At 59.9% G+C, this 12,979-nt stretch carries 13 protein-coding genes and 1 pseudogene; 9 read left to right on the top strand and 5 right to left on the bottom strand.

The genetic code is table 11. The features are described from left to right. Positions 1–71: 71 nt before the first annotated feature. On the bottom strand, positions 72–1,049 hold the full coding sequence (locus tag P3S72_RS13625; protein ID WP_250690870.1) for an IS5 family transposase: 978 nt from the start codon (positions 1,047–1,049) through the stop codon (positions 72–74). 413 nt (positions 1,050–1,462) lie between these two features. On the opposite strand from P3S72_RS13625, the gene P3S72_RS13620 reads away from it, so the two are divergent. Next, positions 1,463–2,341: a GGDEF domain-containing protein gene (locus P3S72_RS13620; RefSeq protein WP_247399785.1), complete on the top strand. Its 879-nt coding sequence runs from the start codon at positions 1,463–1,465 to the stop codon at positions 2,339–2,341. Positions 2,342–2,444: 103 nt separating this feature from the next. Further along, positions 2,445–2,768, top strand: coding sequence for a DCC1-like thiol-disulfide oxidoreductase family protein (locus P3S72_RS13615; protein WP_276197933.1), 324 nt, complete (start codon positions 2,445–2,447; stop codon positions 2,766–2,768). On the opposite strand, the gene P3S72_RS13610 is transcribed toward P3S72_RS13615, so the two are convergent. Next, positions 2,748–3,578, bottom strand: a complete 831-nt coding sequence (locus P3S72_RS13610) for an IclR family transcriptional regulator (protein ID WP_247399775.1) — start codon at positions 3,576–3,578, stop codon at positions 2,748–2,750. The two genes, P3S72_RS13615 and P3S72_RS13610, sit on opposite strands and share 21 nt — an antisense overlap. A gap of 242 nt (positions 3,579–3,820) precedes the next feature. On the opposite strand from P3S72_RS13610, the gene P3S72_RS13605 reads away from it, so the two are divergent. The 7 genes from P3S72_RS13605 to P3S72_RS13575 are packed head-to-tail and all read left to right on the top strand — an operon-like array spanning position 3,821 to position 10,260. Then, positions 3,821–4,849 (top strand): ABC transporter ATP-binding protein, encoded by a 1,029-nt coding sequence (locus P3S72_RS13605; RefSeq protein WP_276197727.1) that lies wholly within the window; start codon positions 3,821–3,823, stop codon positions 4,847–4,849. Then, entirely contained in the window at positions 4,846–5,691 is an 846-nt protein-coding gene (locus tag P3S72_RS13600; RefSeq protein ID WP_276197726.1) for an ABC transporter permease, read from the top strand. Before P3S72_RS13605 ends, P3S72_RS13600 begins: the two co-directional genes overlap by 4 nt. A gap of 4 nt (positions 5,692–5,695) precedes the next feature. Further along, the gene (locus tag P3S72_RS13595; RefSeq protein WP_276197725.1) at positions 5,696–6,490 is read left to right on the top strand and encodes an ABC transporter permease; all 795 of its coding nucleotides are present in this window, start codon (positions 5,696–5,698) and stop codon (positions 6,488–6,490) included. Continuing rightward, the gene (locus tag P3S72_RS13590) at positions 6,490–6,780 is read left to right on the top strand and encodes a (2Fe-2S)-binding protein (RefSeq protein ID WP_046383765.1); all 291 of its coding nucleotides are present in this window, start codon (positions 6,490–6,492) and stop codon (positions 6,778–6,780) included. Before P3S72_RS13595 ends, P3S72_RS13590 begins: the two co-directional genes overlap by 1 nt. Beyond that, positions 6,777–8,120, top strand: a complete 1,344-nt coding sequence (locus tag P3S72_RS13585) for an FAD/NAD(P)-binding oxidoreductase (RefSeq protein WP_276197724.1) — start codon at positions 6,777–6,779, stop codon at positions 8,118–8,120. Before P3S72_RS13590 ends, P3S72_RS13585 begins: the two co-directional genes overlap by 4 nt. Continuing rightward, entirely contained in the window at positions 8,117–9,214 is a 1,098-nt protein-coding gene (locus tag P3S72_RS13580; RefSeq protein ID WP_276197723.1) for an FAD-dependent oxidoreductase, read from the top strand. Before P3S72_RS13585 ends, P3S72_RS13580 begins: the two co-directional genes overlap by 4 nt. Positions 9,215–9,228: 14 nt before the next feature. Continuing rightward, a complete protein-coding gene (locus P3S72_RS13575) occupies positions 9,229–10,260 on the top strand; it encodes an ABC transporter substrate-binding protein (protein WP_276197722.1) in 1,032 nt (343 codons plus the stop codon). A 399-nt stretch (positions 10,261–10,659) separates the two neighbouring features. Here the strand turns inward: P3S72_RS13575 and P3S72_RS13570 are convergent. The 3 genes and pseudogenes from P3S72_RS13570 to P3S72_RS13560 form a co-directional block, all read right to left on the bottom strand. Further along, positions 10,660–10,770: pseudogene (locus P3S72_RS13570) on the bottom strand (NAD synthetase); the annotation flags it as partial. 59 nt (positions 10,771–10,829) lie between these two features. Further along, positions 10,830–12,200, bottom strand: coding sequence for a heavy metal sensor histidine kinase (locus tag P3S72_RS13565; protein ID WP_276197932.1), 1,371 nt, complete (start codon positions 12,198–12,200; stop codon positions 10,830–10,832). Next, on the bottom strand, positions 12,197–12,868 hold the full coding sequence (locus tag P3S72_RS13560) for a heavy metal response regulator transcription factor (RefSeq protein WP_247397599.1): 672 nt from the start codon (positions 12,866–12,868) through the stop codon (positions 12,197–12,199). Before P3S72_RS13560 ends, P3S72_RS13565 begins: the two co-directional genes overlap by 4 nt. Positions 12,869–12,979 lie beyond the last annotated feature (111 nt).

The raw sequence follows: 12,979 nt of genomic DNA, 5'->3' as shown, positions 1-12,979 counted from the left end.
AATCAGGCCTTTCCTCCTCTCAGTTCGCGTTTTTTTGCGAGATAGCACCTTTTCAAGGCTCATTGTCCGCATCACAGGCGCACCTCGCCTGCATTCAACAGCCGTTTTCGCATCATCCACAGGTTCGACAAGGCAAACAGTGTGGTCTGCTGCGCAGTGTTTTTAACCAAGCCTCGGAAGCGGACTTTCGTATAACCAAACTGGCGCTTGATTACCCGGAATGGATGCTCAACCTTGGCTCGTACTTGTGCTTTCGCGTATTCGATTTTGCGGCGCACACGACCGATCAGGCTCTTTTTTGCATGCTTCTTATAGCTGCTTGGGCGCGCGGCAATCGACCAGATCATCTCGCGATCCTGATGCTCGGGACGCTTTTCTACACCGGTGTAACCGGCATCGCCAGAGACGTAAGTTTCCTCGCCATGCAGCAACTGGTCGACCTGGGTCACGTCCGCCACATTCGCCGCCGTGCCCACTACGCTATGCACCAAACCGGATTCCGCATCGACACCGATGTGCGATTTCATCCCAAAAAAGTACTGATTTCCTTTCTTGGTCTGGTGCATTTCAGGGTCGCGTTTACCGTCCTCGTTCTTGGTCGAACTGGGTGCATGAATGATCGTCGCATCGACCACTGTACCTTGGCGCAGCAGCAAACCACGATCACACAAATAGCCGTTGATGACCTGCAAAATACCACCGGCCAGCTCATGCTTTTCCAACAGCCGGCGGAAGTTGAGGATCGTGGTTTCATCCGGAATCCGATCCAAATGCAGCCCGGCAAACTGGCGCAGAATCGTGGTTTCGTAGAGGGACTCTTCCATCGCCGGGTCGCTGTAGCCGAACCAGTTTTGCATCAGATGAACCCGAAGCATGGCCATCAACGGATACGCCGGACGACCGCCTTCGCCCTTCGGATAGTACGGCTCGATCAACGCAATCAGACCTTTCCAGGGCACAACCTGATCCATCTCAATCAGGAAACGCTCGCGGCGGGTCTGCTTACGTTTGCCTGCGTACTCGGCATCAGCGAAAGACATTTGCTTCATCGGGGCTCAACCGTTCAGTTCGTGGGACAGGCGTATTTCACCAGAGTTGGAAGTCTTTTTCAGAGTTTCCCTAAGAGCACTCCTGCAAATGGCATCAGCCTTTATTTGAATAGTGGCAATACGATATCAACAAAAACGATAGCTCATCCGGTGAACCGTTTCCATGCTTTTTATGTGGGGAATTTTCAAAATGACGTTTGTCCTAGCGCAAACCCTTGTTATAGGGCGCTGGAAGACTGCCCGACGGGCCTACCCGACTAAAGTGTGTGAAAAATGACTTGCCAAAATATGGCGGCCGGCAGGCTCACCTGGCATACGCGTTCCCATGCCTACCTAATGCCTGCAAGATTACTCGCCGCCCGGCCTCTCGATCGAGATATGATCGAGCTCAATGAATCAGATCCCCACGACTTATGGCCGTTGATCTACAAGCGCTCTACCCCAAACTTATCCATCTGATGCTGGATACGGTATTTGTGGTTGATAGAAACGACCACATCGTTTTTGTGAGCGATGCCTGTGAGGCACTACTGGGTTACCGTTCTGACGAGCTGAACGGCACCCCTATCAGTCGCTATATGCATCCCGAAGACCTGACGGCCACACGGGCCTCGATTACCCGCGTCATGAATGGTCAATCTCACTTCGATTTTCGCAACCGTTACATCCGTAAGGATGGAGGAGTCGTGTACATCCTGTGGGCTGCATTCTGGTCGGAAGAGGTGGGTGCAAGGATTGGAGTCGCGCGCAACGTGACGGCGTTAGCTAAAGCCGAGGAGGAATTACGTTTCCTCGCCCATCATGATCCGCTGACAAAATTAACCAACCGGTCGATTTTCAGTGACCGACTGAAATCTGCCCTGCACGTGGCGCACCGTCACAATAGTCAGTTGGCTTTGCTATTTCTGGATATCAATGACTTCAAGAGTATCAATGATGTTCATGGCCACGCAGTGGGGGATCGTATTCTCTGCATGATTGCCCGACGTTTAGAAAACTGCACGCGTGCGACGGACACCGTGGCCCGAATGGGCGGCGATGAATTTACAGTGCTGTTGACAGATATCCATTCGAGAGACGCCATTACCAAGAAGTTAGAACAGATTCACACCGTCATGGCCGCGCCACTACCGCCTGAATTCGGCACACTCAAGATGCCGTCGTGCAGTATCGGCGCGGCCTATTATCCCGAGGACGGGAAGGATGCAGACACACTGCTTACCTACTCGGACAATGAAATGTACCAGATGAAAAGGCAGCGTTTTTTAGACAATAAAGCGCCCGGCACATAAGTAAAACGTAAGAAGTGTATGCGTCCGGCCAAGTCATCTAGCGAACTCCGCAACACCAAAACATGCCATTCACTTAAGTGCTCACCCGACAATCAGATGAGCAATCGTTGATGCGTTCGACGCAGAATCGCTGGGATTCACGCTTGAGCAGATGGAGTCATCACTCCACGCCAGGTTCGACGATGGAACATGGGTAAAGGGGCTGGACGCTACGCTCTGGAGTTGGCGCGCAGTGGGTCTCGGTATCTGGGCCGCACCGCTATCCTGGCGGTTAGCCAGGCCGCTGCTTAACATTGGCTATCGCCTTTTTTGTCGCTGGCGCCCCTATCTGGCATGGCTGCCGCATCCTGATGGCAGCCGTCGCTGCCGTGACGACAGCTGTACAACGTCGCAAACCAACCATGACCTACCCACCAAAGGTCTGTGAGGGCCGGCGCAGCGTCGGATCAAACGGATTGATCCGCGGCCCAATCGCCGCCGCTTCGCGCTTGAGCAACTCCACCACCATCGGCAAGCGACTCGGTCCCAACCGGTCGCTGATGGTCGCCACGCTCAATGCTGCCACCGCATGGCCGTCGCGGTTCAGGATCGGCACCGCCAATCCCGCCATGCCTTCCAGCACGCCGGTATTGCGCGCCGCATAGCCCAGATGGCGCACGTTCTCCACTTCCGAACGCAACAGCACCTCGTCATACAGGTGAAAATCCTTGAGCCTGGGCAAGTTGTAGCGGATCACCGTCTCGCGCTCTTCCTCCGGCAAAAAGGCCAGGATCGCCAGGCTGCCCTGCCCCACGCCCAATGCCACGCGCCCGCCGATATCACCGGTAAAAGTACGAATCGGGTACGGGCCTTCGCTGCGGTCCAGGCAGATCGCGTCAAAGCCGCTGCGCGCCAGCAAAAACAATGAATCGCCCAGTGACGCACTGAGGCGAAGCATGCTCGGCCTGACCAGGTCGCGCAGGTTGCCGGTCTTGCCCGCGTTCGCCGCCAGGGCGAAGAACTCCAGGCTCAGGCGATAGCGTTTGCTGCGCGCGTCCTGCTCGACCATGCCTTCGTCGATCAGGCTGCGCAGCAGGCGGTGGGTGGTGGGTTGGGACAGGCCGACCTGTTGTGCGAGCTGGGTCACGCGTTCGCCACCGTCGGGCACGCCCCCCAAGGTACGCAGCAATGCGAACAGGCGAGACACGCCGCCCGCGCCCACCTCCTTGGTATTTTCATTCCGCTCAGTGGAATTCATAACGAGCAATCTCATTAATAATTCTTGTCAGTGAATAAAACTGAAAAAACTACTCCATTCAGTGAAATTCTGTCTTCCGTCCATCCTAGTCTTCGTCCTAATCTGCGTCCACAGGGGCGAAATGAACAACAACCGGCAGCCGACTCAAGATCGAGCGCCAACGCACCCGCAACACCCTTTTCGCATCTGCCCAAAACAAAAAAGCGCGTTTCGACGCGACTCAAAAAAGGTGGAACGCAGACATGGCATTTCTCCAACTCAACGCCTTGAGCAAACGCTACGGCGCCGTCGACGCGGTGGTCGCCACTGACCTTGCGGTGGAAAAAGGCGAGTTCGTTTCCCTGCTCGGCCCCTCGGGCTGTGGCAAGACCACCACCCTGCAAATGATCGCCGGCTTCGTCGACGTGAGCGCTGGGCAAATCCTCCTCGACGGTCGCGATATCACCCACGCCAAGCCCGCCAGCCGTGGCCTGGGGGTGGTGTTCCAAAGCTATGCGCTGTTCCCGCACATGAGCGTGCGCGACAACGTCGCCTTCGGCCTGAAGATGCGCAAAGTACCGGCCGCCGAGATCGCCGCCAAGGTCAAGACCGTGCTGGAGCTGGTGCGCCTGGCTCCCCACGCCGACCGTTACCCCCGCGAGTTGTCTGGTGGCCAGCGCCAACGCGTGGCCCTGGCGCGCGCGCTGGTGATCGAGCCGCCGGTGTTGCTGCTGGATGAACCGCTGTCCAACCTCGACGCCAACCTGCGCGAAGAGATGCAGTTTGAAATCCGTCGCATCCAGTGCGCGGTGGGCATCACCACCCTGATGGTCACTCACGACCAGGCCGAGGCGCTGTCCATCAGCGACCGTGTGGTGGTGATGCAGGCCGGGCGCGTGACCCAGATCGACGTGCCGTACACGCTGTATGAACACCCACGGACGCGCTTTGTATCGGACTTCGTCGGCAAGGCTAACCTGCTGGCCGGCGACTATGACGCACTCGGTATCCCGCAAGTGCGCCACGCCGGCGGCGACGGCGAGCTGGTCTTGAGCCTGCGCCCGGAAAAAATCCAACTGGTGGACGCCAGCGAAGGTCGCCTGCGGGGCCAGGTGCTCGACCGCTACTTCTTCGGCAGCCAGTGGCTGTACCGGGTCCATACCGCGTTGGGCGAAATCACCGTGGTGCGCAGCAACGACGGCAGCGCGCCGCTGGGTCGCGGTGCGGCAGTGGGCCTGGACTGGCAAGCCGACTTGCTGCGGGTGCTGACGGCGGATGAGGTGCACCCATGAGTCGCGGTTATTTACTCTCGCTGCCGGCGTTGCTGCTATTCGCCGGGCTGCTGATTCTGCCGCTGAGCCTGACCCTGGTGCTGTCGTTCAACGTGTTCGATTACCAAGTGGGGGTTAAGGCCGATGAGTGGACCTTCGCTCATTATCTGTCGTTGTTCAGCGATGCGTACTTCTACGAAATCTTCTGGCGCACCTTCTGGATCAGCGCGTTGGTGACGCTGCTCTGCGTCGCGATCGGCGTGCCCGAGGCCTATATCCTCAGCCGCATGGGCACGCCGTGGCGCTCGATTTTCCTGATCCTGATCCTCACGCCGCTGTTGATTTCGGTGGTGGTGCGAGCGTTCGGCTGGAGCCTGTTGCTCGGCGCCGACGGGCTGGTCAACCAGGTGATCCAGGCACTGGGCGGGCGCCCGGTGAAGCTGTTGTACACGCCGTTCGCGGTGATCATTGCGCTGGTGCACGTGATGCTGCCGTTCATGATCATTCCGGTGTGGACCTCCCTGCAAAAGCTCGACCCATCGGCCGAACAGGCGGCTTTGTCGCTGGGCGCGAGCCAGGCCACGGTGATGCGCAAGATCGTGTTGCCCCAGGTGATGCCGGGCGTGCTGTCCGGCACCCTGATCGTGTTCGGCCTGGCCGCCAGCTCCTTTGCGATCCCCGGCCTGCTCGGCGGGCGGCGCCTGAAAATGGTCGCCACCGTGGTGTACGACCAGTACCTCTCGGAACTCAACTGGCCCATGGGCGCGACCATCGCGGTGGTGCTGCTGTTGGTCAATCTGCTGATCATGCTGAGCTGGAACCGCATGGTCGAAGGCCGCTACAAAAAGTCCCTGGGGGTTTAAGCGCATGTCCAGAAACGGTCCTTTGGCCCTTGGCTTCCACGGCCTGGTGGTGGTGTTCATGATGGCGCCGCTGGTGGTGGTGTGCCTGGTGGCCTTCACCCCGGAAAACACCTTGAGCCTGCCCACTTCAGGCTTCTCCCTGCGCTGGTTTCGTGCGGTGTTCGAGCGTGCCGACTTTATCCAGGCGTTCTATAACAGCCTGATCCTGGCATTCACCGCCGCGACCCTGGCGACGCTGATTGCAGTGCCGGCGGCGCTGGCGATCAGCCGTTATGCGTTCCCTGGGCGCAACTTCTTCAGTGCGTTGTTCCTGTCGCCGATCATCATCCCGCACCTGGTGTTGGGAGTGGCGATGCTGCGGTTGTTCGCCTTGATGGGCGTCAACGGCAGCTTCACCTGGCTGATGCTGGCGCACGTGGTGATCATCACGCCCTATGTGCTGCGCCTGGTATTGGCGGCAGCGATCGGGGTTGATCGCAGCGCCGAGCAGGCAGCCGAATCCCTCGGCGCCGGACGCTTCACGCTGTTTCGTCTGGTGACGTTGCCGATGATCCTGCCCGGCGTGGCCGGCGGCTGGTTGTTGGCCTTCATCAACAGTTTCGACGAAGTGACCTTGTCGATCTTCGTCAGCTCGCCGGCCACGCAAACCTTGCCGGTGCGCATGTACGTGTACGCCACCGAATCCATCGACCCGATGATGGCGGCAGTGTCGGCACTGGTGATTGCCCTCACGGCGGCGGCCATGATTGTGCTCGACCGGGTCTACGGCCTGGATCGTGTGCTGGTGGGGAAACACTGATGGCCTTGTTCAAACGATTGACCGAAACCGCACGCCCGGCCCTGGCGTTTACCCTCGACGGGCAACCGGCCACAGGCTTGCTCGGCGACACCCTGCTGACCGCGGTACTGACGTGCGCCGAGCACCTGCGCGGCAGCGATTTCAGTGCCGAACGCCGCGCCGGGTTTTGCTTGATGGGCGCCTGCCAGGACTGCTGGGTGCGCCTGGCGGACGGACAACGCGTGCGCGCCTGTTCGACCCTGCTGGAAGAAGGCCAGGCGATCAGCCGCGACCCGGGGCGCCAGTTATGAAGCCGGTGGTGATTGTGGGCGCAGGCCCGGCGGGGATCAGTGCGGCGCGCACCCTGCTCGACCACGGCGTAACGCCTTGCCTGGTGGACGAAAGCCTGCGCGGCGGCGGGCAGATCTATCGCCGCCAACCCCCGGGCTTCCAACGGACCGCCAAGCAGATATACGGATTTGAGGCGAACAAGGCCGAGGCCGTGCATCGCACCCTGGATGAACTGGCGCGCCTGATCGACTACCGGCCCGAAACCCTGGTGTGGAATGCCGAGGACGGGCGCCTGGACCTGTTGAACAACGGTCACGCAGCAAGCGTCGAGTATTCGCGGATCATCGTCGCCACGGGCGCCACCGACCGTATCCTGCCGGTGCCGGGCTGGACCTTGCCCGGTGTCTACAGCCTAGGCGCGGCGCAAATCGCCTTGAAGTACCAAGGTTGCGCCATCGGCGAACGCGTGGCGTTTTGTGGCAGCGGGCCGTTGCTGTACCTGGTGGCGTATCAATACGCCAAGGCCGGCGCCAAGGTGGTCGCCGTGCTCGACAGCGCGCCGTTAAGCGCCCAATGCCGCGCCTTGCCGGCGCTGCTCGGGCAACCGGCGACCTTGGCCAAGGGCTTGTATTACCGCGCATGGCTCACCGCCCATGGCGTTCCCGTGCATCAGGGCGTGACGCTGCAGCAGATCGACGGTGAACAACGGGTCAGCGGCCTACGTTGGCGCAAGCACACCCTGGCCTGCGACGCCGTGGCCTTCGCCCATGCGCTGCGCAGCGAGACGCAGTTGGCGGACCTGCTCGGTTGTGAATTTGCCTGGAATGCCTTGAACCGTGCGTGGCTGCCGCAACGGGACCGCGCCGGGCGCAGCAGCGTCGACGGTGTGTACCTGGCGGGCGACGGTGCAGGGATCATGGGGGCCGATGCCGCGCAGATGGCCGGTGAGCGGGCGGCGCTGGCGGTGCTGGAGGATGCGGGGGTCGCGATCGATCATCGGCGCCCCGCCCTGCTTGAGCGGCAATTGGCGCGTATCCAGCGCTTTCGCCAGGGCTTGGAGACTGCGTTTCCCTTCCCGCAAGACTGGGCGGCGCAGGCGCCGGACGACTTGATGCTGTGTCGCTGTGAAGAAGTCAGGGTGGGCGATATACGCACCGTGGTGGATGAAGGGCATTGGGAAATCAATCGGGTCAAGGCCCATTGCCGGGTCGGCATGGGCCGCTGCCAGGGCCGCATGTGCGGGTTGGCGGCGGCAGAAATCGTCGCCGAGCGCAGTGGTCGCGCGATTGAAAACGTCGGGCGTTTGCGCGGCCAGGCCCCGATCAAGCCGCTGCCGTTTGGCGTGCAGGTGCAGCCATGATCGACGTCATCGTCCTGGGCGGCGGGATTGTCGGTGCGTCGGCGGCCTTGATGCTGGCGCACAAAGGTCAGCGTGTGGCCTTGGTGGAACGGGACTTCTGCGGCTCGCACTCGAGTGGCGTGAACTATGGCGGCGTGCGGCGCCAGGGACGCCCGTTGCATCAGTTGCCGTTGTCGCAGCGCGCCCATCAGTTATGGGACGACCTGCCCGGTTTGATCGGTATCGACGGCGAATACGTGCGCTCCGGGCATTTGAAACTGGCGCGCAGTCATGCGGATTTTGCCGCGTTGCAGGCGTATGCCGAACACACGCGGGGCTTTGGCCTGGGCTTGCAGTTGCTCGATCACGCCGAACTGCGCGCACGTTTTCCGTGGGTCGGGGATATCGCAGTGGGTGCTTCGTTATGCCCCGAAGACGGCCATGCCAACCCGCGCCTGGTATCCCCCGCCTTCGCCCGTGCCGCGCAACGCCTTGGCGCGAGTGTCTACGAACAAGCCGAGGTGATCCGCATCGAACATGACAGCCAGCGGTTCCAGGTGGACTGCGCCAACGGCCTGCACCTGCAGGCGCCATGGCTGCTGAACTGCGCCGGCGCCTGGGCAGGGACAGTCGCTGCGCAATTCGGCGAGCCCGTCCCCATGACGTCTGCGCACCCGGCAATGCTGGTCACCGAGCCGCTGCCCATAGTGATGAACGTCAGCACCGGCGTCGAAGGCGGCGGAATTTATGCGCGCCAGGTGGCCCGGGGCAATTGCATCCTCGGCGGCGGTCGCGGTTTTGCCCTTGGCCCCCGGCAGGCGCGGCCCGGGCACGCGGCGGTGCTGGAGATCCTGCGCAATGCCGGTGAGCTGTACCCGTTTCTCAAGGGGGCCCAGGCGATTCGCACCTGGAGCGGCACCGAAGGTTACCTACCCGATCATGAACCGGTGATCGGCCCCAGCAGCACCCAACCTGGCCTGCTCCACGGTTTCGGCTTTGCCGGCGCCGGGTTCCAGCTCGGTCCCGCGGTCGGCGAAGCCCTGGCAGAGATCGTCTGCACAGGGGCCAGCCGGCAACCCATCGAAGCGTTTTCCATCCGTCGTTTCCAAGCCTGAGAGGAAAAACATCCATGAATACTCGTATTGCGCTGTCCTGCTTGTCCCTCGCTCTGCTCGCCTCCACCGCCCAGGCGGCGCCGACGCTGTACCTGGGCATGAACGGCGGCACCATGGAACGGGTCTACGCCGACAAGGTGCTGCCCGCGTTCGAGAAGGCCAATAACGTCAAGGTGGTGATCGTGCCCGGCACTTCGTCGGACATCCTCGCCAAGGTCCAGGCCAACAAAGACAACCCGCAGATGCACGTGATGTTCCTCGACGACGGCATCATGTACCGCGCCATCTCCATGGGCCTGTGCGAAAAACTGGCGCCCAGCCCGCCCCTGGAGCAGATCCCGGCCAAGGCGAAAATCAAGGACGAAGCCGTGGCCGTGACCCTCGGCGTCACCGGCCTGGGCTACAACGCCAGGATGTTCAAAGAGAAAGGCTGGGCCGCACCGACCTCGTGGATGGACCTGGCCGACCCGCGCTTCAAGGACAAAGTGGTATTCCAGTCCCTGGCCTCCTCCACCTTCGGCCTGCACGGTTTCCTGATGTTCAACCGTATCCAGGGCGGCTCTGAGACCAACGTAGACCCAGGCTTCAAGGCCTGGCCAAAAACCGTCGGCCCCAACGTACTGGAATACATCGCCAGCTCGGCGAAAATTTCCGAGATGGTGCAAACCGACGAAGCCGCGATCTTCCCCCTCACCCCGACCCAGGTCGCCACGCAGAAACTGCTCGGCGTGCCGATGGAATACGCGCAACCCAAGGAAGGCGCCGTGGTGTTGAACGTCGCCGAATGCGTGATCGCGCGTAACGATCAACCGGAACTGGCGCAGAAACTCGCGGCCTTCCTGCTCACCGCCGAAGCCCAGGCGCCGGCGCTGGAGGAAGGTGACCAGATCCCGTCGAACCCGACCACGCCGACCAGCGACAAGACCCGCGCGCGGGTGGAGGCGATGCAGGGTTATTTGCAGACGGCGATTTCGATTGATTGGGACCAGGTGAACCAGGCGCGGCCGGAGTGGAATGCGCGGTGGAGTCGGTCGATTGAGCGGTAGGCAGCGATAACGGCTCGCGCCCACGCGTTTGCGTGGGTGCGATTACTACCTTGCCCTGCAAGCATTGAGTTTGCGTTACTTTGAGTGTTTTTCGTAGAACGCGACCACGACCGCCCTCTGGGCTCGAATCTCGCTAAGCTACTGCCGCATCTCTCGATGGCGGGGAGTATTGAACAGAAGCAACCCCAGGAGCGGAAACGCGATACCCCGCGCATAAGCCAACGTATGGGGACTGAATGGAATCGTCGGGATCACCAGCATCAGGCAAAAAAGCGAAATAGCCCACCATAAATCCAGCGGCCCATCGAGGGCCACGCGCAATCATGAAGCTTCCAAACACTAGAAAAGCTGTCAACGAAAGCAGGCCCCAACCAGACACTTCGGTTTGCAGCGGTCAGCCCCCAAGACATCCTTTAACTGAGTCAAGTTGGCATGACGGATTGGGTGGGCACTATAGCTTTTAGGCAATGCCCCTGCTCGCTGCCACAATTTGAGTAATTTTGCAGTCAGTCAGTGCGTGAGGGCGGATTAGATTGGGTAAGCCGGCGCAGTCATTTAAGGAAAACTATTCAAACGTTTCGAATAGGAAACTCCAAGCGAAAGCTAGTTCCTAATTGACTGCTATCTACGGTCACTCGACCGCCATGCAGCTGCAGAATTGAGCGAACGATTGCTAACCCCAGGCCACCGGAATCATCCGGCTGATTGCGTGAGGGGTCGCAACGGTAGAAGCGATCAAACAGTCGAGGAAGGTGTTCCGCTGAAATCGGCTGGCCTTGGTTGTGCACAGTAACTTCAATACTGTCCGCCAACACCACACTGCTAATAGTCACTGCCGTAGCGGGAGCCCCATAACGCAGTGCGTTGGCGAGCAGGTTAGCCAATGCTCGACGGATCAAGGCCGGATCAGCACGCAACTGATCATGGGCTTGATTGATTAGCGTGACATCGCGTTCTTGCGCCACGCCTTCAAAATACTCACACAGTTGCTCTACTAGATCGTGCAGGTTGATGAGCTCATCACTTACAGATGCATGCGACTGCTCGGTACGCGCGAGGAACAGCATGCTGTCGATCATTCGCGCTAGACGCTCATATTCTTCCTGATTGGAAACCAGCAGGTTCTGATAGTCCTCGATTGAACGACCATGCCTCAGGGATTGCTGGGTATGCCCCATCAGGTTAGTGAGCGGGGTACGCATCTCATGGGCGAGATCCTCTGAGAATCGTGATAGCTGGGCGAACCCCTCTTCAAGGCGTGCAAGCATGTTATTTAGCGCCTGGCTGAGCGCTTGTAGTTCACTCAGATCGTTGAACTCATCCAGCCGCAGATGCAGATGGTGTACATCAATTGCGGCAGCGCGCTTCGCCAGCAGGCGCACAGGTCGTAAGCCTCGCTGACTGACCCACCAGCCGAGCACAAAAGCCAGCAGGGCGCCGACTGACATCGCGAGCCAGAGCTTGAGTCGGTAAGCCCTGAGCATCTGCTCGCGCTCACTCAACAACTTGCCAGCAATCAGGGTCAAGCCGCGATCACCCTGCATGACATGCTGCCAAGCAAGCCGCACTGACACTGAAGAGTGGCCGTCACCGAGCTGAGCCTGGGCTGCGGCAGGTAACTGGGGCAAGCGCATGCTTACGGGGTTGATTTCGATCAGCACCTGGCCAGTGTCATCGACAATCCACAGCAGGTTGTCGCGATTGCCCAGCATGTTTTCGTAAAGTTTGGGCCGATTTCGTAGTTGCTCGATGCTGTCACTGTCGTTGATCAACGCCTGCATGCGATCCAGGCGCCCGAGTAGGGCCTGGTCATCGCGCCACGCGATTTCTCGCTGTAACGACTGATAAAGATAAAAACCAATGGAGCCCAGCAGCAGCGCACTGACCAGCGCGAACATAACCGCCAGGCGCAAGCTCAGGGCACGCGGAAACAGTTTCAGGATTGCACCTCAAGCATGTAGCCGATGCCACGTACTGTGTGTATCAACTTTAGTGGGTAAGGATCGTCAACCTTGGCGCGCAGTCGCCGAATGGCGACATCGACCACATTGGTATCACTGTCAAAGTTCATCTGCCAGATCTGCGAAGCAATCGAGGAGCGCGACAGCACCTCCCCTTCCCGACTGACTAACAGGTGCAACAGGGCAAACTCCTTGTTGGTCAGGGTCAGGCGTTCACCCTGACGCGTGACCTTACGCCGCAACAGATCCACGCTCAGGTCTGCAACCAAGAACTGCTCGACCTCACGGGGAGGCCCCCTGCGCAGCAGGGTACGTACACGGGCCAACAACTCGGCATAGGAAAAAGGTTTGACCAGGTAATCATCGGCCCCTGACTCAAGCCCTTTGACCCGATCCTCCACAGAGTCCCTGGCGGTAAGAAAAAGCACCGGCGTTTGCCACTTGCGCCGAATAATCTGAAGCAATTGCCATCCGTCCAGGCCCGGCAGCATGACGTCCAGAATGATCAAGTCGAACTCACTTTCCTGCGCCAGGTACTGGCCCTCCAGGCCATCCAAGGCAACCTCAACCACGTAGCCCGATTCAGTCAGGGCTTTGTGGAGGTAATCCGCTGTTTTCGTTTCATCTTCGACGACCAGGATACGCATCTTTTCCTCCAAAACTGGAGCATAGGCTAGCGCGCCTGACCGTTTTGGCACATTACATCTTGGTAATCATGAGGCAATCATTCTGACGGAGTGCACCGGTCATCATGTGTG

It is taken from the genome of Pseudomonas sp. D3, assembly GCF_029320995.1.
Lineage (GTDB): Bacteria > Pseudomonadota > Gammaproteobacteria > Pseudomonadales > Pseudomonadaceae > Aquipseudomonas > Aquipseudomonas paraveronii.
Note: the sequence above shows the minus strand (reverse complement) of the source record. Positions and strands in the feature narration are given on the sequence as shown.